Origin of the sequence: Propioniciclava sp. (genome assembly GCF_036744435.1) — a bacterium.
Lineage (GTDB): Bacteria > Actinomycetota > Actinomycetes > Propionibacteriales > Propionibacteriaceae > Propioniciclava.
Genome location: NZ_DAIOIA010000002.1, coordinates 1 through 21,232, shown reverse-complemented (window position 1 = coordinate 21,232; position 21,232 = coordinate 1). Strand labels below are relative to the sequence as shown.

Below are 21,232 nucleotides of genomic sequence, written 5' to 3'. Positions count from 1 at the left end.
CGGATAGGCTTCCGCCCGTGACCCAGACCGTTCCCTCCGCCCCGCGCCTGCTCCTGATCGATGGGCATTCGGTCGCCTACCGGGCCTTCTTCGCGTTGCCGGTGGAGAACTTCTCCACCAGCACGGGGCAGCACACCAACGCCGTCTACGGGTTCACGTCCATGCTGATCAACGTGTTGCGCGACGAACAGCCGACCCACGTGGCCGTCGCCTTCGACCTGAGCCGCCAGACCTTCCGTTCCGAGCGCTACTCCGACTACAAGGCGAATCGTTCCGCCTCGCCGGAGGAGTTCACGGGGCAAGTGGCCCTCATCCGTGAGGTCCTGGACGCGTTGCGCATCCCTCACCTCGACAAGGAGGGCTTCGAGGCCGACGACATCATTGCCACGCTGTCCCTGCAGGCGGGGCAGCAGGGCTTCGACACGCTGATCGTCACCGGCGATCGCGACGCCATGCAACTGGTAGACGCGCACACGACGGTGCTGTACCCCCGCAAGGGGGTCTCTGACCTGCTGCGTCTGGATCCGGCGCTGGTGGAGGAGCGCTACCTTGTGCCGCCCACGCGCTATCCCGAGCTTGCCGCGTTGGTGGGGGAGACGTCCGACAATCTGCCGGGGGTCCCGGGCGTCGGCCCGAAGACTGCGGCCAAGTGGCTGACGGAGTACGACGGGCTGGAGAACCTGCTCGCCCACGCCGACGCGGTGCGCGGGAAGGCAGGGGAGTCCTTCCGCGCCCACCTGGACGACGTCACGCGTAACCGCGAGCTCAATGCGCTGGTCCGCACGCTGGAGCTGCCGCAGGGGCCCGCCGACTTCGCCCGCGTCGACTGGGATCGGGAGGCGGTTCACACGCTGTTCGACGCGCTGGAGTTCCGCGTCCTGCGGGAACGGCTGCTGGAGACCTTGCCCGCCCAGGAGACCGAGCCCGAGGGGGGCTTCGAGGTGACGGGGGTCGCCCTGGCGGGCGGCGACCTGCCCGGCTGGCTGGACGAGCACGGCGGCGGGCTGGTCGGCCTTCAGCCCGAGGGCCGGTGGGGCGCGGGAGCGGGCGACCTGTCGGGCGTGGCACTTGCCTCGCTCGATGGCGCCGCGGCCTGGCTCGACGTCGCCACCATCACGCCGGAAGACGATGCGGTGTTCGCATCCTGGCTGGCCTCGGAGACGTCCCCCAAGGCGATGCATGACGCGAAAGGGCCGCTGGAGGCGATCTGGGCCCGCGGCTGGGAGCTGGGCGGGCTGACATCCGATACCCATCTGGCCGCCTACCTGCTGCGTCCCGACCAGCGCACCTACGATCTGGCCGATCTCACGGCACGCCATCTGCGCCGCGAACTCACGGTCGAGGGAGCCGCCGCCGTCGACGACGGCCAGCTGACCCTCGACTTCGCCGATCCGGAGGCGGGCCGGGACGCGATGCTGCGGGCGCGGGCCGTCGCCGAGCTCGCCGGGGTCCTCGACGCGGAACTGGGCGAGGCGGGAGGGGCTTCTCTGCTGGGGGAGGTCGAGCTGCCGCTGCAACGGACGCTCGCCCGGATGGAGCAGGTCGGGATCGCCCTCGACTCCGACGCCCTGGAAAGACTGTGGGCCGACTTCGATACCGAAGTGCGTCGCGCCGAGCAGGAGGCCTACGACGCCATCGGCAAGCCGATCAACCTGGGCTCACCCAAGCAGTTGCAGACGGTGCTCTTCGACGAGCTCGACATGCCCAAGACCCGCCGGACGCGGACGGGCTACACCACCGACGCGGACGCGTTGGAGGGGCTATACGCCAAGACCGAGCACCCGTTCCTGGCGGCTCTCCTGCGGCATCGTGATCAGATCCGGCTCCGACAGACGGTGGAGGGGCTGCAGAAGTCGATCTCCGACGATGGCCGCGTGCACACGACCTACCTGCAGACCGTCGCGGCGACCGGTCGGCTGAGCTCCACCGACCCGAACCTGCAGAACATTCCCATCCGGACCGAGGCCGGGCGCCGGATCCGTGACGCGTTCGTCGTGGGCACGGGGTACGAGACCCTGCTCACGGCCGACTACAGCCAGATCGAGATGCGGATCATGGCCCACGCGTCGGGTGATGTCGGCCTGATCGAGGCGTTCACCTCCGGGGCGGACTTCCACTCGGCCATGGCCGCACGCGTGTTCGGGGTTGCTCCTGATGCGGTCAGCGGCGCGATGCGTGCCAAGATCAAGGCGATGAACTACGGGCTCGCCTACGGTCTGTCCGCATTCGGCCTGTCGGGTCAGCTCAAGATCTCCGTCAGCGAGGCCCGGGGCCTGATGGAGGAGTACTTCGAACGGTTCGGGCATGTCCGCGACTACCTGAGCGGAATCGTCGCGCAGGCGCGGCGCACCGGTTTCACCGAGACGATCCTGGGGCGTCGGCGGTACCTGCCCGACCTCAACTCCTCGAATCGTCAGCGCCGGGAGATGGCCGAGCGGATGGCGCTGAACGCCCCCATCCAGGGATCGGCCGCCGACATCATCAAGCTGGCGATGCTGGACGTCGAGGCCGGCCTCGCCCGCGAAGGTCTCTCCTCGCGCATGCTGCTGCAGGTACACGACGAACTCGTCTTCGAGGTGGCACCGGGAGAGGCGGACGTGCTGGAGTCCTTGGTGCGGGAGCGGATGGGGCACGCCTTCGATCTGGCGGTGCCGTTGGACGTCAGCGTCGGGTCGGGGCGTAGCTGGCACGACGCCGCCCACTGAGCACGATGTCAGCCCGCAGCGCGGTAGCCGGCGGTCACCGCCCAGGCAGGGCCGCGCGATGAGCATCGCGTCCAGCAGCCTCGATGCTGCGACGGCCCGGATCGTCGCGCTCCTGCCGGATGCGGTTCCCCGATGCGGTGCCACCGTGGTGGTGGCGATCGATGGGCCCTCCGGGTCGGGCAAGACGACTCTCGCGGACGCGCTGTCCGCGCGCGTGGGTGCCGTCACGGTGCACATGGACGAGCTGTACCCCGGCTGGGACGGCCTGGCCGCGGGGGTCGACTATCTGGTGGATCAGGTGCTGCGTCCGCTGGCCGCCGGGCGGCCCGCCCGCCCCCGGGTGTGGGACTGGGCCGCCAGCACCCGAGGCCGGGTACGCATCGTGGCGCCCTCTCCGCTGCTTGTCGTGGAGGGATGCGGCGCCAGCGTCGGTGAGGCGTCGGCGTACGTGTCGCTGCGGGTCTGGGTGGATGCGCCACGCGAGGTGCGCCGGGCCCGGGGCCTCGCGCGCGACGGTGAGACGTTCAGGCCCCACTGGGAGCGCTGGGCGGCGCAGGAGGATGCCCTGTTCGCCGCCGACGGCACGCGCGCCCGGGCCGACCTGATGGTGGAGACCTGAGCGCGCGCCGCCGCGTCAGCGCAGAACGGCGAGCACGTCCTCACGCGGAGCGCCGTCGAGGTTCCAGGTCGCGGTGAACAGACCGCGTGCCGCACGGGTGTCCTCGTGCTCGGCATCCAGGACGCGGATGAGCCGAACCTGTCCCAGGGCGTCGACGGTCGGCGGGAGGCCGGTGCCGGCCACCTGCATGGTCTGCGGCACGGCCTCGCCGGTCTCCACGGCCTCGAAGGTGGCCCCCGAGTCGCCCTCACGGATCACGCGAAGGAGCTCGGCGACGAAGACGGGGTCGGTGGTGGCGTCATAGCCGTAGCGGGTCCCCAGAGCGCTGTGCTCAGCGGTGCCGATGAGGGTGCCCTCGGCCAGCGGCTCCGCACGCCAGCTCACCGGCACGTGGTAGACGGCACCGCTCGAGGCGATCAGCATGCCGTCCAGGCCCACCTCGCCATCCGGGTCGACCAGGCGGTAATGCGCCACGCGGGTCAGGTGGGCCACATCGCCGTCGAACCACGGCTGCTGCGGCAGCCAGGTGGCGAGCAGGTCGAGCTTGCTCGGGGACAGGGTGGCGGTCGTGTAGACCTCGGCGGTGCCGCTCATGGCTGGTTCTCCTCGGGTTTCGGTACAGGGACAACGCTAGCCGTCGCGGGTGGCCGCTCACGTGTGATTCCATCGCGACGACGCCCCGTCTCACCGGCGCGATGGCATGGACGCCGCTGGCCAGGAGCGCCGATGCGGCGTAAGGTCGAAGCGTCAACCAAGTTTGAGGAGGTGCTGCATGCCGGAGCTCTGGCGTCGACTGACCGTCGACCTGTGTCTGCGCAGCACCTCTGGTTGTCGGGTCTGAGTCACCCCTCCCCGCGTCACACCTCACTCCTGGGGCGTCCGTTCGCCAGCAGCGTCCCTGCGCCCGCTCACTCTCCCCCGAAAGGCACCACTATGTCCGCCTCCGCCACCGCGAGCCCCGATACCAGGGTTCGCAGGCGCCTCCCGTTCTGGGCTCAGGTCCTGATCGGTCTCGCCGTCGGCATCGTCCTCGGCTTCCTGGCTCGCGCCTTCGCCCTCGACTGGCTCACCGAAACGCTCAACACGGTCGGCACGATTTTCGTGCAGCTCCTCCGGGTGATCGTCGTCCCGCTCGTGCTGACCGCGCTCATCGTGTCCATCACCCAGCTGCGGCACGTCACCAACGCGGCCCGGCTCGCGGTGCAGACGCTGGTCTGGTTCGCCATCACCGCGCTGGTCTCCGTCGTCATCGGCATCGGCATCGGCGTGCTCACCAATCCAGGCGCCTCGGCCACCATCAGCCTCGACGGCGCACGCGCCTCCAGCACCCAGGGCAGTTGGCTGGACTTCTTGAAGTCCCTGGTCCCCGCCAACTTCCTCGGTCTCGAGGTCTCCTCGCGCGTCACTCCGGCCGCCGACACGGTGTCGGTGGCCACCAGCCTGAACTTCAACGTCTTGCAACTCGTCGTGATCGGCATTGCGCTGGGGGCCGCCGCACTCGCGGTCGGCGCCAAGGCGGAGCCCTTCGTCAAGCTCGCCCAGTCGACGCTCGAGATCTTCCAGAAGCTGGTGTGGTGGATCATCCTGCTCGCCCCGATCGGCACCGCCGCGCTGATCGGCAAGGCCATCGCCACCTACGGCTGGAACCTCCTCGCCCCGCTGGGGGTGTTCGCCCTTGACGTCTATCTCGGCTGCGCCCTGGTCCTGTTCGGGCTCTACCCGCTCCTGCTGAAACTGCACGGGTTGTCGGTGCGCCGATTCTTCGCGGGCGCCTGGGAGGCGATCACCTTCGCGTTCGTCTCGCGCTCCTCCCTGGGGACGCTCCCCGTCACCCAGGCGAACACCATCGACAAGCTGGGGGTCCCGCGCACGTACGCCAGCTTCGCCGTCCCGCTCGGGGCGACGACCAAGATGGACGGTTGCGCAGCGATCTACCCGGCACTGGCCGCGATCACGGTGGCTCAGCTCTTCGGCGTTCCCCTGACCCTCCAGCACTACGTGCTGATCGCGTTCGTGGCGGTCGTCGGGTCGGCCGCCACCGCCGGGTTGACCGGGGCGATCGTCATGCTGACGCTCACGTTGTCCACGCTCGGCCTGCCGCTGGAAGGGGTCGGCCTGCTGTTGGCCATCGACCCCATCCTCGACATGGCACGCACCGCCACCAACGTGGCGGGCCAGGCGCTGGTCCCCACCATCGTGGCCAAGCGCAACGGCATCCTCGATGAGGACGTCTACAACGGCCGGGTCAGCACCGGATCCGCCACCGAACCCGCCCTCGTCTGACGAGGGGAGGAGCCGTGTCCACCAGCTTTGCGTCAGGCCGGGCCGACGCGTAGGCTGGTGGATCGGCGTGGTCTGTCCATCACCGGACCGAGTGTGGTGGACGCGACGGGCCGCACCGCACCACCATCACAACTTCCAGTTATCGGAGCCCTACTACATGACCTCCACTCCTGAGGCCGCTCAGGTCGCAGTCGACGACTTCGCCACGGACGACGAGTTCGCCAGCGCCGTCGACGCCACTATCAAGTACTTCAACGACGGCGACATCGTCACCGGTACCGTCGTCAAGGTCGACCGGGACGAGGTCCTGCTCGACATCGGTTACAAGACCGAAGGGGTCATCCCCTCCAAGGAACTCTCCATCAAGCACGACGTCGACCCCTTCGAGGTCGTCGCCGTCGGTGATGAGGTCGAGGCCCTCGTTCAGCAGAAAGAGGACAAGGAAGGCCGTCTGATCCTGTCCAAGAAGCGTGCTCAGTACGAGCGCGCCTGGGGCACGATCGAGAAGATCAAGGAAGAGGACGGCGTCGTCACCGGCCGCGTCATCGAGGTGGTCAAGGGTGGCCTCATCGTCGACATCGGTCTGCGTGGCTTCCTGCCCGCCTCCCTGGTCGAGATGCGTCGCGTCCGCGATCTGCAGCCCTACGTGGGCCAGGAGATCGAGGCCAAGATCATCGAACTGGACAAGAACCGCAACAACGTGGTGCTGTCGCGTCGCGCGTGGCTCGAGCAGACCCAGTCCGAGGTGCGTCACAGCTTCCTCAACCAGCTCTCCAAGGGCCAGATCCGCAAGGGTGTCGTGTCCTCGATCGTCAACTTCGGCGCCTTCGTCGATCTGGGCGGCGTCGACGGCCTGGTGCACGTCTCCGAGCTGTCCTGGAAGCACATCGACCACCCGTCCGAGGTCGTCGAGGTCGGCCAGGACGTCACCGTCGAGGTGCTGGACGTCGACATGGACCGCGAGCGTGTCTCGCTGTCGCTGAAGGCGACCCAGGAAGATCCGTGGCAGACCTTCGCCCGGACGCACCAGATCGGTCACATCGTGCCCGGCAAGGTCACCAAGCTGGTTCCGTTCGGTGCGTTCGTCCGCGTGGGCGACGGCATCGAGGGCCTGGTCCACGTGTCCGAACTGGCCGAGCGCCACGTCGAGATCCCCGAGCAGGTCGTGTCGGTCGGCGACGAGGTCATGGTCAAGATCATCGACATCGACCTGGAGCGTCGTCGCATCTCGCTGAGCCTCAAGCAGGCCAACGAGGGCATCGACGTTGCGGCTGATGACTTCGATCCGTCGCTGTACGGCATGACCGCCAGCTACGACGACCAGGGCAACTACATCTACCCCGAGGGCTTCGATCCGGAGACCCAGGAGTGGAAGCCCGGTTACGAGGAGCAGCAGCGCGCATGGGAGCAGCAGTACGCTGAGGCCCAGGCTCGCTGGATCGCTCACAAGAAGCAGGTCGAAGACGCCGAGGCGGCCGAGAGCGCCGCGGCGCTGGACGCCAGCAACTCCGCGTCCTACTCCGCCGGCAGCGCGCCTGTCAGCAACCAGGAGGGCTCGCTCGCCTCGGATGAGGCTCTGCAGGCCCTTCGCGAGAAGCTCACCGGCGGCAACTGAGCCGCACGCTGATCGACGCCGACGCCCCCGCTCCCTGACCAGGGAGCGGGGGCGTCGGCGTCGTGTGAGCGGCCCAGATCAGGGGGTGGGGTACCCCTTGCCTGACCAGTACCAGGCGTAGGTGAACCAGAGGATCTGTGAGGCAGCAGCCATGACGATCAGGAGCGTCCGATACGCGCGGTTCGGCGAGGCCCACATGGCGGCCAAGGCCAGCGGGAACGCGAATAGTCCCAGCCGGATGGTGGTCGTGTCGAAGGGCGCGATCAGAGCTAGATACCCCAGCGTCGCGCCGACCCATGCCCACGACACCAGGCCGAGACGCAGGGTGGGGGCGCTCAGCATGGCCCAGGCGATCAGGGCCAGGGCGATCAGCGCCACGAGGATCCCGTCGGCGCCGAAGTAGCGTTCGAAGGAGCCGAAGAACAACGCGAGCACGGACAGGTGTTTGCCCTGCTGCCAGGTGGCCTCGGTGAGCAGGTAGGCGTTCGGGATGCCGGTGCGCCAGGCCACGATCCCGGGCCACAACCCGACGCAGGCGATGGAGGTCACGGCCGCGACGGCCATCGAGGCCAGCGTGGTCCAGCGGAGCGGCTGCCCCCCTCTCCGGTGCGCCAGGGCGGTGGTGACCACGATGATCACGGTGGCGCAGGCCAGCGGAGCCGAGAGGGGGCGAAACAGCGCGATCACGGGGAGCAGCAGCGCCGCCCACAGGTAGCGGCCGCGGCTCATCAGCAGGAGCCATCCGGTCAGCAGCACGAGCGTGGTCGACTCCGAGTAGGGAAACTGCAGGACCGGGGCCGCCGTGCTGAACGTGATCAGCAGGAGGGCCGCGATCGTCGTCTCGTGCTCGGCCCGCTGCCGGAACAGCCGGTAGGCCATCAGGAAGAAGATCGCCGAGGAGATCATCGACACCGCAGGCGCGACGACGAGCCACGACCCGCCGGTCAGCGCCATCACCGCCCGCACGAGGTAGGGGTAGCCGGGCAGGAACGCCCACGTGTTGTTCACGAGCGTTCCCTGAGCGTCGCGGGGGAGAACCTCCGGGTAGCCCGACTTCAGGATCTCCTGGAACCACCCGGCGTCCCACCCGTTGATGTACTCCAGGTACGAGGGGGTCTCCGGGGACCAAGGATTAGGCCCTTGGTGGGCGGCCATCGTCACGACGAAGAAGGCCGAGTAGGCGCGACCGACGGCCCAGACGCACAGCACCTGAACCCACCAGGGGAGGCGGAGGAACCAGGCGACGCCGCGTCCGATAGTGGACGTGATGGCCGATCCGACGCGTCCTAACGCAAGGAGGACGGCATCGGCGGGCGCAGGGTCGATGGGTGCGGTCACGGGCCGCACTCTATCCAGCGCGGACGACACGTTGACGGCCCCGTGCCGGTGGCAGGATGGCGCCTGTGGCAACGCGCATCGCATTGACCGGAGGCATCGCCTCGGGTAAGTCGGCCGTGGCGGACCTGCTGGCCCGGCACGGCGCCGTCATCATCGATTCCGACGTCTTGGCCCGGGAGGTGGTCGCCCTGGGGACGCCGGGGCTGGATGCCATCGCGGAACGGTTCGGGCCGGGCGTGTTGGCAGCGGACGGAAGTCTGGACCGTGCGGCGCTGGGCCGGATCGTATTCGCCGACCCCGAGGCGCGCACCGCGCTGGAGGGGATCACCCATCCGGCGATCCGGGAACGATCCGAGTGGCTGCGTGAACATGCTCCCGAGGGTGCGATCGTCATCGACGTGATTCCGTTGCTCGTGGAGGCCGGGCTGGCCGAGCGATACGACACGGTGATCGTGGTGGACGCCGATGAGGACACGCAGTTGCGGCGTCTGATGGCGCGCAGCGGGCTCACCCGGGAGGAGGCCGAACTCCGCATCGCCGCGCAGGCCTCGCGTCGGCGGCGGCGCACGGTGGCGGACGAGGTCGTCGTGAACGACGGTGATCGGGCAGAGCTGGAGGCCCGTGTGGACGCCCTGTGGCAGCGTCTGAGGGCTCGGGAAGCCTGAGCCACGCCCTGGGCGAACAGCCCCCTGTTCTGTCGGTGGGCCCGCCTACGCTGGGGCCATGCGTCCCACCACCGACATCAAGCGTCGCGTGGCACCGTTCGAGGTGCACGCCGACTTCGAGCCCGGGGGCGATCAGCCGGCCGCCATCGCGGAACTCGAGCGCCGGGTCAGGGCCGGCGAGCAGGATGTGGTGCTGCTGGGTGCGACGGGCACCGGCAAAACGGCGACCATCGCCTGGCTGGCCGAGCGGTTGCAGCGTCCGATGCTGGTCATGCAGCCCAACAAGACGCTCGCGGCGCAGTTCGCGACCGAGTTGCGGCAGTTCTTCCCCGACAATGCGGTGGAGTACTTCGTCAGTTACTACGACTACTACCAGCCCGAGGCGTACGTCCCACAGTCGGACACCTACATCGAGAAGGACTCCTCGCTGAACGAGGAGGTCGAGCGGCTGCGTCACTCGGCGACGAACTCGCTGCTGACCCGGCGTGATGTCATCGTCGTGGCGACGGTCTCGGCGATCTACGGCCTGGGCACACCGCAGGAGTACGTCGACCGCATGCTGCGGTTGCGGGTCGGCGAGGAGCACGACATGGAGTCGCTGGCGCGCTCGCTGGTGACGAACCAGTACGTCCGCAACGATCTCGCGGCAACGCGCGGCACCTTCCGGGTGCGGGGCGACACGATGGAGATCTTCCCGATGTATGAGGAGAACGCCGTCCGGGTGGAGTTCTTCGGCGACGAGATCGAGGCCCTCTCGACGCTGCATCCGCTGACCGGGGAGGTGCTCAGCGAGGACGAAGAGGTCTATGTGTTCCCGGCCTCGCACTATGTGGCCGGCCCGGAGCGGATGGAGCGCGCCCTCACCGGCATCGAGGCGGAACTGGGGGAGCGCCTGACCACGCTGGAGGGTGAGAGCAAACTGCTGGAGGCCCAGCGGCTGCGGATGCGCACCGGCTACGACATCGAGATGATGCGCCAGATCGGCACGTGCTCGGGCATTGAGAACTACTCCCGCCATATCGACGGCCGTGGCCCGGGGACCCCGCCGAACTGTCTGCTGGATTACTTCCCCGAGGACTTCGTTCTCGTGGTGGATGAGTCCCACGTCACCATTCCGCAGATCGGCGGCATGTACGAGGGGGACATGTCGCGCAAGCGCACCCTCGTCGACTTCGGCTTCCGGCTGCCCAGCGCGATGGACAACCGGCCGCTACGGTTCGAGGAGTTCACCGAGCGGATCGGGCAGGCCGTCTACCTGTCGGCCACGCCCGGGCCTTACGAACTGGCCAAGGGCGACGGCTACGTCGAGCAGGTCATTCGCCCCACGGGGCTGATCGACCCGGAGATCATCGTCAAGCCCACGAAGGGCCAGATCGACGACCTCATGGCGGAGATCCGGCCGCGGGTGGAGCGCAACGAGCGTGTCCTCGTCACGACGTTGACCAAGAAGATGGCCGAAGATCTGACCGACTATCTCGTCGAGAACGGCATCCGGACGCGGTACCTCCACTCCGAGGTGGACACGCTCAAGCGCATCGAACTGCTGCGGGATCTGCGCCTGGGTAGCTACGACGTCCTGGTCGGCATCAACCTGCTCCGGGAGGGGCTCGACCTGCCAGAAGTGTCGCTGGTGGCGATCCTGGACGCCGACAAGGAGGGATTCCTGCGTTCGGAGCGGTCGTTGATCCAGACCATCGGGCGCGCCGCCCGTAACGTCGGCGGGCAGGTGCACATGTACGCCGACAAGATGACGCCGTCGATGGAGGCGGCGATCGACGAGACGAACCGGCGGCGCGACAAGCAGGTCGCCTACAACACCGCACATGGGATCGATCCGCAGCCGCTGCGCAAGAAGATCGCCGACATCACCGAGATGTTGGCCCGTGAGGACGCGGACACCCGGTCGGTGGTGGGAACCTTCGGCGATAAGCCGACCTCGCCGGTGCCCGCGAAGGGGGATCGCGACCTGTCGGCGTTGCCGACCTCCGAGTTGGCCTCGCTGGTGCACGAACTCACCGATCAGATGCACGCGGCTGCGCGAGAGTTGCAGTTCGAGACGGCCGCACGGCTGCGCGACGAGGTGGCCGACCTGAAGAAGACCATCCGCCAGGTGGTCGAGGCCACCAAGTAGGGGTCTTCTGGACGCGGTGTGAACCGGTCCAGGATCCCCACGGGTGGGTCCCGCGTGGCGGCGCGTCTCAGCGCGCGAGGGTGCAGGTCAGCTGCGTCCCGCGGATCGAGGTGTCGGTGCGGAAGGTGGCCTTGAACACGTCGGTGTCGGTGCGCTCGATGCCCGCAGCGTCGGTGAAGGCACCCTCCGGGTGGGGGTTCGGGGTGACCACCACGACTCCACCCACCACGGCCACGTCGGGCGGGTAGGGGAGGCGGACTCCATGGTAGGTACAGGTGTAGGAGCCGTCGGGCAGAGGTCGCACGGACCACAGATAGGCGCCCGCACCGATGAGCACCGACAGCGACGTGACTCCCCCGATGATCCACCCGGTGCTGGCTTTGATCACTGCGACTCCCCTGCTCGGCCCCGAAGACGTGGTGCGAACCGGTGAGTCGCCGACGCTCCCGGGGCGCGTCTGTCCTGTCCTGACGCGGACTCTAGGACAGCAACATGAACGCACGGTGCTGGTGTTCTGCCGCCACGGTCGTTGGGCGGATCACCGAGGAATGGTCTTGTCGTCGGCGGTCGCGGTGGCCCAGATCGCCTGGGATGCCCGGGTGAGGCGGGCGTGCATCCGGCCGGTGACAGGTCCGAACCAGAAGCGGAACACATTGACGCAGATGCGCTCGGCGTCCCCCGCGGACGCCGCATCGCCCAGCCTCTCGGCGATGGACTCTGCTTCGGGGGCGTATTCATGGGGGTCGCGGCTCAGGCCGACGCCTGCGGGATCGTAAGCCCGAAGGATCGCCGTGATGGCGCCTACCCACGTCGCATGGCCGGCCAGGAGAAGCTGGCGTGCGCGTCGAGCCCTCAGCACCTGCTCGACGGGCAGCGAATCGGGGCTGTCGCTCACCAACCCCGGGCGCGCCACTCGCCCAGGTGCTCACGCTCGGCGCCCAGCGTCGTGGGTGCGCCGTGGCCTGGCCACACGACCGTGTCGTCGCCGAAGCGGGCGAACACCTTGGCTTCCAGGTCGTCCATCAGGGAGCCGAAGTCGACCGGGTTGGTCGTCCTTCCCGGCCCGCCGGGGAACAGCGAGTCCCCGGTGAACAACTGCACCGCAGCCTCGCCGGGGGCATAGGCCAGCGCGAGGGAGCCGGGGGTGTGGCCCACCAGGCCGATCACCTCCAGCGTCGCCCCGCCGACGCGAATCGTGTCGCCGTCCCAGACCCGTTCGTCGATCGTGACACCGGTCTCGGTTTCGATGGCGTCGGCGTCGGGGGTTCCGGCGATCAGTCGTGCGCCTGTGGTGGCGGCGAGCGCGGCGAGCGCCTCGATGTGATCCGGGTGCCGATGCGTGGTGACGATCGCGCGCAGGGGAGTGTCGCCGATGAGGGCGGCGAGGGTGTCCGGCTCGGCCGCGGCGTCGATCAGCAGGCCGGCCCCGTCATCGGTGAGGAGGTAGGAGTTGTTGGCCATGCTGCCCACCAGGATGCTGACGATGTCCATGTCCCCATGGTGCCACCGCCGCTCACCGCCGGGGGCACGGGCATCAGCCCGCTAGCGGGAAGACCACCGGGGCGCGGGAGTCGTCGGCGTGGGTGGCGGGCGTCCACGCCAGGCCGTCCCCGGCGGTGCGACCCGTCAGCCAGGCCCACAGCGCAGGATCCGGGCCGGAGAACGTCACCCGTTCGCCGAAACCGCCCAGGGATGCGGTTACGCCACTGTCGGAGGTGACGTCGACGGCGGGCAACATAGGATCATCGCGCATCAGCAGCAGCGTCCACTGCAGCAGCCATCCGCCGGGGATCGGATCCACCTCCTGCCAGCGGAAGCCCGCATCCAGGTCGAGGTGGTGGAGGGTGAGTTCCTGCAGCCGGATCAAGGTGATGACCGAGAGCGGGAACTCCCCGGCCGGCAGCCGGACCGGGACCTGCCAGTCGTCGACGCGTTCCATGAGCCGGGCCAACTCGCCGGCCGCGGTGTCCAGGTCGACGTGGAGTTCGAGGCCGGTCCGCTCGGCCCCCCGCTCGATGTCGTTGAACTTCAACAACTCGGAGGGGTACAGCGGTGCCGGATCGCCCATCAGCGTCGCCGACAGCACTCGGCGCAGCGCGTCGGCGTTGCGGGCGATGTGCGTGGCGACGTGGGCGCGACTCCAGCCCGGCAGCAGGGAGGGCGCGTGCCACTGCTCCTCGTCGAGGTCGATGGTGTCGCGCAGCAGCGACTGTGTGGCGAGGGCGATCCGCTTGAGGGCCGGATCCACCTGGCCCCGGTTGAGGATCGCGAGCATGGTGTCACCCTAGCGGGGAGGGTGGTCCACCCGGGTGAAGCCGTCCCAAGAATTGTCTGAGGGAACACCTACGATGGCCGGGTGACTGAACGACTGATCGTGGCCGGCGCGCGCGAACACAACCTGCGCAACGTCAGCTTGGAGCTCCCCCGAGACGCCCTGATCGTGTTCACGGGTCTGTCCGGATCCGGGAAGTCCTCGTTGGCCTTCGACACGATCTTCGCTGAAGGTCAGCGCCGCTACGTGGAATCCCTGTCGGCCTACGCCCGGCAGTTCCTGGGCCAGATGGACAAGCCCGACGTCGACTTCATCGAGGGGCTCTCCCCGGCCGTGGCGATCGACCAGAAGTCCACCAGCAAGAACCCGCGCTCCACGGTCGGGACGATCACCGAGATCTACGACTACCTGCGCCTGCTTTATGCCCGGATCGGGCATCCGCACTGCCCGATCTGCGGGGCGACGATCGCCCGGCAGTCGCCCCAGCAGATCGTGGATCGTTTGCTGGAACTGCCCGAGGGGACCCGCTTCATGGTCCTTGCTCCGGTGGTGCGCGGGCGCAAGGGCGAGCACACCGAACTGCTGCGCTCCTACGTGACTCAGGGTTTCACCCGCGTGCAGATCGACGGTGAGATCCATCAGCTCTCCGCGCTCCCCGAACTCGACAAGCAGAAGCGTCACAACATCGAGGTGGTCGTCGACCGCCTGGCGGTGAAGCCGACGATCAAGCAGCGCCTGACCGACTCGGTGGAGACGGCGCTCGGCCTCGCGGAGGGCGTCATCGAGGTCGAGTTCGTCGACCTGCCCGCCGAGGATCCGCAACGCGTCCGGCGCTACTCCGAGAAGCTGGCCTGCCCCAACGGGCACGACATCTCGCTGGAGGAGTTGGAGCCGCGGCAGTTCTCGTTCAACGCCCCCTGGGGCGCGTGCCCCGTGTGTTCTGGGCTCGGCACCAAGATGGAGGTGGACGCCGACCTCATCGTCCCCGACACCTCCCGCAGCCTGGCCGAGAACGCGATCTCGCCGTGGAGCACCGTGTACGTATCCGGCTACTTCCAGACCATCTTCGCGACCCTGGCGGCCGAGCGCGGCTTCAGCGTCAACACCCCCTGGGAGGAACTCACCCCGGCGGTCAAGAACCTGATCCTCAACGGGATCAAGGGCAAGATCAAGGTCACCCACGTCAACCGTCACGGGCGTTCCACGACCTACAACGCCTCGTTCGAGGGAGCGGTCCCGTACGTGCGGCGACGGTTCGCCGAAGCGGAGACCGACAACAGCCGTGAGCGGTTCGCCGGATACATGCGCGAGGTTCCCTGCGAGGCCTGCGGGGGCGCCCGGCTCAAACCCACCTCGCTTGCGGTCACCATCGGGGATCTCAACATCGCCGAGGTGTCCCGGCTCTCCATCGATAAAGCCCAGGACTTCATGCGCGGGCTGCAGCTCACCGAGCGGGAGGCGTCCATCGCCCACCGGGTCGTCAAGGAGATCAACGAGCGGCTGAGGTTCCTGCTCGACGTGGGCTTGGACTATCTGTCGCTGTCCCGCCCGGCGGCGACCCTGTCCGGCGGGGAGGCGCAGCGCATCCGGCTCGCCACCCAGATCGGGTCCGGCCTGGTCGGCGTCCTGTACGTCCTCGACGAGCCGTCCATCGGACTGCACCAGCGCGACAACCGGCGACTCATCGAGACGCTGGTCCGGTTGCGGAACCTCGGCAACACCCTCATCGTCGTCGAGCACGACGAGGACACCATCCGCACGGCCGACTACGTGGTCGACATCGGCCCGGGCGCGGGTGAGCACGGCGGCAAGGTCGTGGTGGCGGGCTCGGTGGACGACCTGCTGGCCAGCCCGGAATCCCTCACCGGCGCCTACCTGTCCGGCCGCCGCGTCATCGCCGTACCTGCGGTGCGGCGTCCCGGGTCCGGTAAGAAGATCACGATCGTCGGAGCCACCGAGAACAACCTGCGTGACGTCACCGTGGACATCCCCTTGCAGCAACTGGTCGCCGTGACCGGGGTCTCCGGCTCGGGGAAGTCCTCGCTCATCAACCAGATCCTCTCCAAGGCCCTGGCCCGGCACCTGTACAACGCCAAGGACGTGCCCGGCAGGCACAAGCGGATCATCGGCCTGGACGAGATCGACAAGGCCATCCATGTGGATCAGTCGCCGATCGGCCGGACGCCGCGGTCCAACCCGGCCACCTACACCGGAGTGTTCGACCGGATCCGCAAGCTGTTCGCCGAGACACCCGAGGCGAAGGCCCGCGGCTATCAGCCCGGACGGTTCAGCTTCAACGTCAAGGGCGGTCGCTGCGAGAACTGCTCGGGGGACGGCACGATCAAGATCGAGATGAACTTCCTCCCCGACGTGTACGTGCCGTGCGAGGTGTGCCACGGGGCCCGCTACAACCGGGAAACCCTCGAGATCCGCTACAAGGCCAAGACCATCGCCGAGGTGCTCGACATGCCGATCGAGGAGGCGGTGGAGTTCTTCGCCCCCATCAACGCCATCAAGCGCTACCTGGCGACGCTGGTCGACGTCGGGCTGGGCTACGTCCGGCTCGGGCAGCCGGCGACCACGCTGTCGGGCGGTGAGGCGCAGCGCGTCAAGCTCGCCACGGAACTGCAGCGGCGCTCCACCGGGCGCACCATCTACATCCTCGACGAGCCCACCACCGGCCTCCACTTCGAGGACATCAACAAGCTGCTCGGGGTCTTGAACCGCTTGGCCGACCAGGGCAACACCGTCCTGGTGATCGAGCACAACCTCGACGTGATCAAGTCGGCCGACTGGGTCATCGACATGGGGCCCGAAGGCGGTTCCCGGGGCGGTGAGGTCGTGGCCGTCGGGACCCCCGAGGCGGTGGCGGCGAACCCCGCCAGCCACACCGGCGCCTTCCTGGCTCCGCTGCTGAATCTGGTGCCCGCCTGACCGGCTGTCGCGAGGTTGGTAAGGGTAGCGCTGTGGCGTGGAAACGACGGCGTCGGCACGTTGATCGCCGCCGTGGTGGGGCGGCTCGGTCGACTACGTCGCGGACACCCTGACCTCGGCGCCGTCCAGGACTGCTGTGGCGGCCCGCAGCGGTTTGGTGGCGGGGCCCTGGGTGACCGACCCGTCCGTGATGGAGAAGTGGGCGCCGTGGCAGCGGCACACGATGGTGGCGCCCTCGATGGAGGAGACCGGGCAGCCCTGGTGGGTGCACATCTTGTTGAAGGCCCTGAACTCGCCCGCGGTGGGCTGCGTGACGACGAATGACGCGTTGTCGAGGATGACGCCACCGCCCACGGGGATCGAGTCGACCGGCACCGACAGCGACGCCGACGTGCCCGGCGCGGCGGAACCACCCGAACCCGAACTGGTGCACCCCGACGTCACGGCTGCGGTGCCGACGGCGAGCGCCGCCAGGCCCGCGGAGGTGAGAAAGGTACGCCGGTCCGGAGTCATGGACCCCACCCTAGCCCGCCTAAACTGGCCCCATGGCTGACCCGGCGAGCTACCGTCCCGCACCCGGGACGATCCCCACGCAGCCTGGTGTCTACCGCTTCAGCGACCCTGCCGGGACTGTCATCTACGTCGGCAAGGCGAAGAACCTCCGGCAGCGGCTGAACTCGTACTTCGCCGACCCCGCTAACCTGCACTTCCGCACCCAGACCATGGTCCGCACCGCAGCCAAGGTTGAGTGGACGGTGGTGCAGAACGAGCTCGAGTCGCTGCAACTCGAATACACGTGGATCAAGCAGTACGACCCGCGGTTCAACATCAAGTACCGCGACGACAAGACCTATCCGTGGGTGTGCATCACCGCCTCCGACGAGTTCCCGCGCGTGTTCGTGGGACGCGGCGCGCACAAGAAGGGCTACCGCTACTTCGGGCCCTATGCCCAGGCGTGGGCGATCCGCGACACCGTCGACTCGCTCCTGCGGATCTTCCCGATGCGGTCCTGCACCAACGGCGTCTTCCGCAGCGCCGCATCCAGCGGACGGCCCTGCCTGCTCGGCTACATCGGCAAGTGCTCCGCCCCCTGCGTGGGCCGCATCGACGCCGACGCCCACCGGGCGATCGTGGAGGAGATGAGCGACTTCCTCGCCGGCAACACCAACCGCATCGTCCGGCGGATGCGCCGCGCCATGGAGGTGGCCTCCGACAACTTGGAGTTCGAGAGGGCGGCGATGCTGCGCGACCAGCTCGGTGCACTGGAATCGGCCACCGAGAAGAACGCCATCGTGCTGCCGGACGGCACCGACGCCGACGTCATCGCCGTGTCCTGCGACGATCTCGAGGTGGCGATCCAGGTGTTCCACGTCCGGGGAGGGCGGGTGCGGGGGGAGCGCGGCTGGGTCGCGGACCGCTCCGACGACTCCAGCCTGGAGGAGCTCATCGAGACGTTCTGCCTGCAGCTGTACGCCGGCCCCGATGGGTCGGTCACGTCCGGTGCGGTTCCACGCGAAGTCCTGCTGCCCGTCGCGCCCGCGTCCGGGGTAGCGTTGGAGGACCTTCTCAGCGAGGCGCGGGGCTCCCGCGTCCGCGTTCACGTGCCGCAGCGGGGTGACAAGCGCGTGCTGCTGGACACGGTGGCCCGCAACGCCGCCGAGGCGCTGATGCTGCACAAGACCCGGCGCGCGTCCGACCTGTCCACCCGGAACCGGGCCCTGGAGGAGATCGGCGAGGCGCTGGGCCTCGACACCCCACCCCTGCGCATCGAGTGCTACGACATCTCCCACCTGCAGGGAACCGAGGTCGTCGCCTCGATGGTCGTCTTCGAGGACGGGCTGCCGCGCAAATCCGAGTACCGCCGGTTCGTCATCAAGACCGTGGAGGGCAGCAACGACGTCGGTGCCATGCACGAGGTCATCACGCGCCGGTTCCGTCGCTACCTGGAGGACCAAGCGTCCCTGACCGGGGAGGACGCCGTGCTCAAAGACGCCACCACCGGCGTGGCGCGCAAGTTCGCCTACAAGCCCTCCCTGCTGATCGTCGACGGCGGCGCCCCGCAGGTCGCTGCGGCGCAGGCGGCCATGAGTGAGCTCGGCATCACCGATGTGCCCGTGGTGGGGCTGGCCAAGCGTCTGGAGGAGGTGTGGATCCCGCAGGAGGAGTTCCCTCTGATCCTGCCCCGCACCTCCGAGGGCCTCTATCTGCTGCAGCGGGCCCGTGATGAGGCCCACCGGTTCGCCATCACCCACCACCGGGGACGCCGGAGCAAGTCCATGGTCGACTCGCTGCTGGACCAGGTGCCCGGGTTGGGGGAACTGCGGCGCAAAGCGGTGCTCAAGCACTTCGGTTCCCTGCGCAAGCTGCGGGCCGCCCACCTCGACGACATCGCGGCCGTGCCGGGCATCGGTCCGAAGACGGCGCTGGCGATCAAGCTGGCGTTGGACGCAGAGCCCGCAGGCGAGGCCATCAACACGGCGACCGGCGAGGTGCTGCCCGGCTGAGCCGTAGCCGGAGCGCCACCACCACCGCGTTGCGCGCAGCCGCCATAATGGCGCCATGACCGAGCCAGCCATCAGGTTCCTCGCCATCACCGGAATGTCGGGTGCGGGCCGCCGTAGCGTCGCCCACACGTTGGAGGATCTTGGCTGGTACGTCGCCGACAACCTCCCGCCCACGATGCTGCCCACCTTCGTGGATGTGGCCGCCGCGGCCGGCTACGACCGGGTGGCCGTCGTGCTGGACGTCCGCACCCGGATCGAGTTCGACGACATCCCGGCCGCCTTCGAGGCGCTGCAGGAGAAGGGCATCCTTCCGCAGATCATCTTCGTCGAGGCGTCCGACGCCGTGATCGTGCGGCGGCAAGAATCCGTCCGTCGTCCGCATCCGCTGCAGGGTGACGGAGCGCTGCTGGATGGCATCCGGCGCGAGCGCGCCATGCTGGCCACCTTGCGGGCTGCCGCCGACATCGTCATCGACACCTCCGACATCAACGTCCATCAACTCTCCGACCGTGTCGCCTACGCGTTCAGCAGCTCCGATGACCGGGCCTTCAAACTGACGCTGATGTCGTTCGGGTTCAAGAACGGCATCCCGATCGACGCCGACATGGTGCTCGATGTGCGCTTCCTGCCGAACCCGCACTGGGTGCCCGAGCTCCGCCCGCAGACGGGGTTGTCGCACGCGGTGTCCTCCTATGTGCTGGGACAGGACGCGGCGCAGGCGTGGCTGGAGGGCGTCGGCGGGGTCCTGGACACCGTTCTTCCGGGGTATCAGCGGGAGGGCAAGAGGGTGGCCACGGTGGCCATCGGCTGCACGGGCGGCAAGCACCGGTCCACCGCCATGACGGAGGAACTCGCGCGACGGCTCCGGGAGGAAGGCCTGTCGGTGCACGTCGACCATCGCGACCTGGGGCTGGAGTGAGCGGGCCGCTCGCGGAACGGTTCCCCGCGGTCGTCGCCCTCGGCGGCGGTCACGGGCTGGCCGCATCGCTGCGCGCGCTGCGTCGCGTCACCGGCGACCTGACCGCCATCGTGACGGTGGCCGACGACGGGGGGTCCTCGGGCCGGCTCCGCGAGCAGTTCGACATCCTCCCGCCCGGCGACCTGCGGATGGCGCTGGCGGCGTTGTGCGGGGACGACCGAGACGGCCGACTGTGGGCCGACGTGCTGCAGTCCCGGTTCGGCGGGGACGGGCCGCTGGCCGGACACGCGATCGGCAATCTCCTCATCGCCGGGATCTGGCAGCGGCTCGGGGATGCGGTGTCCGGGCTGGACATGGTCGCCCGCCTGCTCGACGTGCAGGGCCGCGTCCTGCCGATGGCGTCGGTGCCGTTGCTGATCGAGGCGGACGTGATCGGTCTCGATCCTGCCCACCCTGACGGGGTGAGCGTCGTCCGGGGCCAGGCGAACGTCGCCAAGACACCCGGCGTGCAGGAGGTGCGGCTGGTGCCCGCGGCGCCGCCCGCCTGTCCCGAGTCCGTGGAGGCGGTCCGGCACGCCGATCACATCGTGCTGGGGCCGGGATCCTGGTTCACCTCGGTCCTGGTCCATCTGCTGGTTCCCGAGATGGCCGAGGCGATCCTCACCACGCCGGCGCGCCGCATCCTCACCATGAACGTGGCCCCGGCCGATGAGACGCAGGGGTTCTCGCCGTCGCACCACCTGGAGGTCCTCGCCGACCATGCGCCCGGACTGCGGTTGGACACCATCGTGTGCGACGCGGCCTACGTCGACCAGGATCCGCAGTTTCGGCGCCGGGCCGCCTCCCTGGGCGCGGAGGTGGTGTCGGCGCCGCTGCGCGTCCTGGACGGAAGCCCCAGTCACGACGTGAACCGGCTCGCGTCGGTCTACTCCGACGTCATCGGCCACTAAACTCCGGGCCATGGCGTTGACACCCGAGGTGAAGGCGGAGCTCGCGGCCGTTCCCGTGACGAAGCCCGCGTGCCGCAAAGCCGAGGTGGCCGCCCTGCTGCGGTTCGCCGGGAGCCTGCACATCGCGGGCGGCAAGATCATGGTCGAGGTGGATCTCGACACGGGGGCCGCGGCCCGGCGACTGCGCACCGCGATCGCGGACCTGTTCGGCCTCACATGCGAGTTCGTCGTCGTGACCCCCACCGGGCTGCGGCGCAGCACCCGCTACGTGGTTCGCCTCATCCGTGATGGTGACTC

At 68.7% G+C, this 21,232-nt stretch carries 17 protein-coding genes and 1 pseudogene; 11 read left to right on the top strand and 7 right to left on the bottom strand.

Going from position 1 to position 21,232, the window contains the following annotated elements; translation table 11 throughout:
- The first annotated feature begins 17 nt into the window (after positions 1 to 17).
- Positions 18 to 2,705, top strand: coding sequence for a DNA polymerase I (polA, locus tag V7E09_RS00510; protein WP_324522905.1), 2,688 nt, complete (start codon positions 18 to 20; stop codon positions 2,703 to 2,705).
- A gap of 58 nt (positions 2,706 to 2,763) precedes the next feature.
- Positions 2,764 to 3,324: a 4-amino-4-deoxy-L-arabinose transferase gene (locus tag V7E09_RS00505; RefSeq protein WP_324510548.1), complete on the top strand. Its 561-nt coding sequence runs from the start codon at positions 2,764 to 2,766 to the stop codon at positions 3,322 to 3,324.
- Between the two features lie 15 nt (positions 3,325 to 3,339).
- On the opposite strand, the gene V7E09_RS00500 is transcribed toward V7E09_RS00505, so the two are convergent.
- A complete protein-coding gene (locus V7E09_RS00500) occupies positions 3,340 to 3,918 on the bottom strand; it encodes a maltokinase N-terminal cap-like domain-containing protein (protein WP_324510547.1) in 579 nt (192 codons plus the stop codon).
- A 339-nt stretch (positions 3,919 to 4,257) separates the two neighbouring features.
- Between V7E09_RS00500 and V7E09_RS00495 the strand changes: the two genes are divergently transcribed.
- Positions 4,258 to 5,607, top strand: coding sequence for a dicarboxylate/amino acid:cation symporter (locus V7E09_RS00495; protein ID WP_324510546.1), 1,350 nt, complete (start codon positions 4,258 to 4,260; stop codon positions 5,605 to 5,607).
- 157 nt (positions 5,608 to 5,764) lie between these two features.
- Complete coding sequence (gene rpsA / locus V7E09_RS00490; protein ID WP_129458615.1) at positions 5,765 to 7,222, top strand: 30S ribosomal protein S1; 1,458 nt, start codon at positions 5,765 to 5,767, stop codon at positions 7,220 to 7,222.
- Positions 7,223 to 7,300: 78 nt separating this feature from the next.
- Here rpsA and V7E09_RS00485 read toward each other — a convergent pair whose 3' ends face one another.
- Positions 7,301 to 8,560: a hypothetical protein gene (locus tag V7E09_RS00485; protein ID WP_324512100.1), complete on the bottom strand. Its 1,260-nt coding sequence runs from the start codon at positions 8,558 to 8,560 to the stop codon at positions 7,301 to 7,303.
- A 65-nt stretch (positions 8,561 to 8,625) separates the two neighbouring features.
- Between V7E09_RS00485 and coaE the strand changes: the two genes are divergently transcribed.
- Together coaE and uvrB are read left to right on the top strand one after the other, a co-directional pair.
- Positions 8,626 to 9,225, top strand: coding sequence for a dephospho-CoA kinase (gene coaE / locus V7E09_RS00480; RefSeq protein ID WP_324512099.1), 600 nt, complete (start codon positions 8,626 to 8,628; stop codon positions 9,223 to 9,225).
- 58 nt (positions 9,226 to 9,283) lie between these two features.
- The gene (gene uvrB, locus V7E09_RS00475) at positions 9,284 to 11,356 is read left to right on the top strand and encodes an excinuclease ABC subunit UvrB (protein ID WP_324512098.1); all 2,073 of its coding nucleotides are present in this window, start codon (positions 9,284 to 9,286) and stop codon (positions 11,354 to 11,356) included.
- Between the two features lie 67 nt (positions 11,357 to 11,423).
- On the opposite strand, the gene V7E09_RS00470 is transcribed toward uvrB, so the two are convergent.
- The 4 genes from V7E09_RS00470 to V7E09_RS00455 all read right to left on the bottom strand — a co-directional run bounded on the left by V7E09_RS00470 (position 11,424) and on the right by V7E09_RS00455 (position 13,631).
- The gene (locus tag V7E09_RS00470; protein ID WP_324512097.1) at positions 11,424 to 11,744 is read right to left on the bottom strand and encodes a hypothetical protein; all 321 of its coding nucleotides are present in this window, start codon (positions 11,742 to 11,744) and stop codon (positions 11,424 to 11,426) included.
- 150 nt (positions 11,745 to 11,894) lie between these two features.
- A complete protein-coding gene (locus V7E09_RS00465) occupies positions 11,895 to 12,251 on the bottom strand; it encodes a hypothetical protein (protein ID WP_324522904.1) in 357 nt (118 codons plus the stop codon).
- Positions 12,248 to 12,847 (bottom strand): MBL fold metallo-hydrolase, encoded by a 600-nt coding sequence (locus V7E09_RS00460; protein WP_324522903.1) that lies wholly within the window; start codon positions 12,845 to 12,847, stop codon positions 12,248 to 12,250. The genes V7E09_RS00465 and V7E09_RS00460 overlap by 4 nt, the downstream gene beginning before the upstream one ends.
- A gap of 43 nt (positions 12,848 to 12,890) precedes the next feature.
- On the bottom strand, positions 12,891 to 13,631 hold the full coding sequence (locus V7E09_RS00455) for a maleylpyruvate isomerase family mycothiol-dependent enzyme (RefSeq protein ID WP_324512094.1): 741 nt from the start codon (positions 13,629 to 13,631) through the stop codon (positions 12,891 to 12,893).
- 81 nt (positions 13,632 to 13,712) lie between these two features.
- Here V7E09_RS00455 and uvrA point away from each other — a divergent pair.
- Positions 13,713 to 16,544, top strand: a pseudogene (gene uvrA / locus V7E09_RS00450) (excinuclease ABC subunit UvrA); the annotation flags it as partial.
- 111 nt (positions 16,545 to 16,655) lie between these two features.
- Here the strand turns inward: uvrA and V7E09_RS00445 are convergent.
- On the bottom strand, positions 16,656 to 17,075 hold the full coding sequence (locus V7E09_RS00445; RefSeq protein WP_324512093.1) for a Rieske (2Fe-2S) protein: 420 nt from the start codon (positions 17,073 to 17,075) through the stop codon (positions 16,656 to 16,658).
- Positions 17,076 to 17,107: 32 nt separating this feature from the next.
- On the opposite strand from V7E09_RS00445, the gene uvrC reads away from it, so the two are divergent.
- The 4 genes from uvrC to whiA form a co-directional block, all read left to right on the top strand.
- The gene (uvrC, locus tag V7E09_RS00440; RefSeq protein ID WP_324512092.1) at positions 17,108 to 19,066 is read left to right on the top strand and encodes an excinuclease ABC subunit UvrC; all 1,959 of its coding nucleotides are present in this window, start codon (positions 17,108 to 17,110) and stop codon (positions 19,064 to 19,066) included.
- 55 nt (positions 19,067 to 19,121) lie between these two features.
- Positions 19,122 to 19,985, top strand: coding sequence for an RNase adapter RapZ (gene rapZ / locus V7E09_RS00435; RefSeq protein ID WP_324512091.1), 864 nt, complete (start codon positions 19,122 to 19,124; stop codon positions 19,983 to 19,985).
- A complete protein-coding gene (locus tag V7E09_RS00430; protein WP_324522902.1) occupies positions 19,982 to 20,935 on the top strand; it encodes a gluconeogenesis factor YvcK family protein in 954 nt (317 codons plus the stop codon). The genes rapZ and V7E09_RS00430 overlap by 4 nt, the downstream gene beginning before the upstream one ends.
- A 10-nt stretch (positions 20,936 to 20,945) precedes the next feature.
- The coding region (whiA, locus tag V7E09_RS00425; protein ID WP_324522901.1) for a DNA-binding protein WhiA at positions 20,946 to 21,232 on the top strand (287 nt) is incomplete at its 3' end.

Coding starts and splice junctions, on each gene's coding strand:
- V7E09_RS00505 (WP_324510548.1), top strand. CDS start 2,764: ATGAGCATCGCGTCCAGCAGCCTCGATGCTGCGACGGCCCGGATCGTC.
- rapZ (WP_324512091.1), top strand. CDS start 19,122: ATGACCGAGCCAGCCATCAGGTTCCTCGCCATCACCGGAATGTCGGGT.
- V7E09_RS00500 (WP_324510547.1), bottom strand. CDS start 3,918: ATGAGCGGCACCGCCGAGGTCTACACGACCGCCACCCTGTCCCCGAGC.
- V7E09_RS00460 (WP_324522903.1), bottom strand. CDS start 12,847: ATGGACATCGTCAGCATCCTGGTGGGCAGCATGGCCAACAACTCCTAC.
- uvrC (WP_324512092.1), top strand. CDS start 17,108: ATGGCTGACCCGGCGAGCTACCGTCCCGCACCCGGGACGATCCCCACG.
- V7E09_RS00445 (WP_324512093.1), bottom strand. CDS start 17,075: ATGACTCCGGACCGGCGTACCTTTCTCACCTCCGCGGGCCTGGCGGCG.
- uvrB (WP_324512098.1), top strand. CDS start 9,284: ATGCGTCCCACCACCGACATCAAGCGTCGCGTGGCACCGTTCGAGGTG.
- V7E09_RS00495 (WP_324510546.1), top strand. CDS start 4,258: ATGTCCGCCTCCGCCACCGCGAGCCCCGATACCAGGGTTCGCAGGCGC.
- V7E09_RS00455 (WP_324512094.1), bottom strand. CDS start 13,631: ATGCTCGCGATCCTCAACCGGGGCCAGGTGGATCCGGCCCTCAAGCGG.
- rpsA (WP_129458615.1), top strand. CDS start 5,765: ATGACCTCCACTCCTGAGGCCGCTCAGGTCGCAGTCGACGACTTCGCC.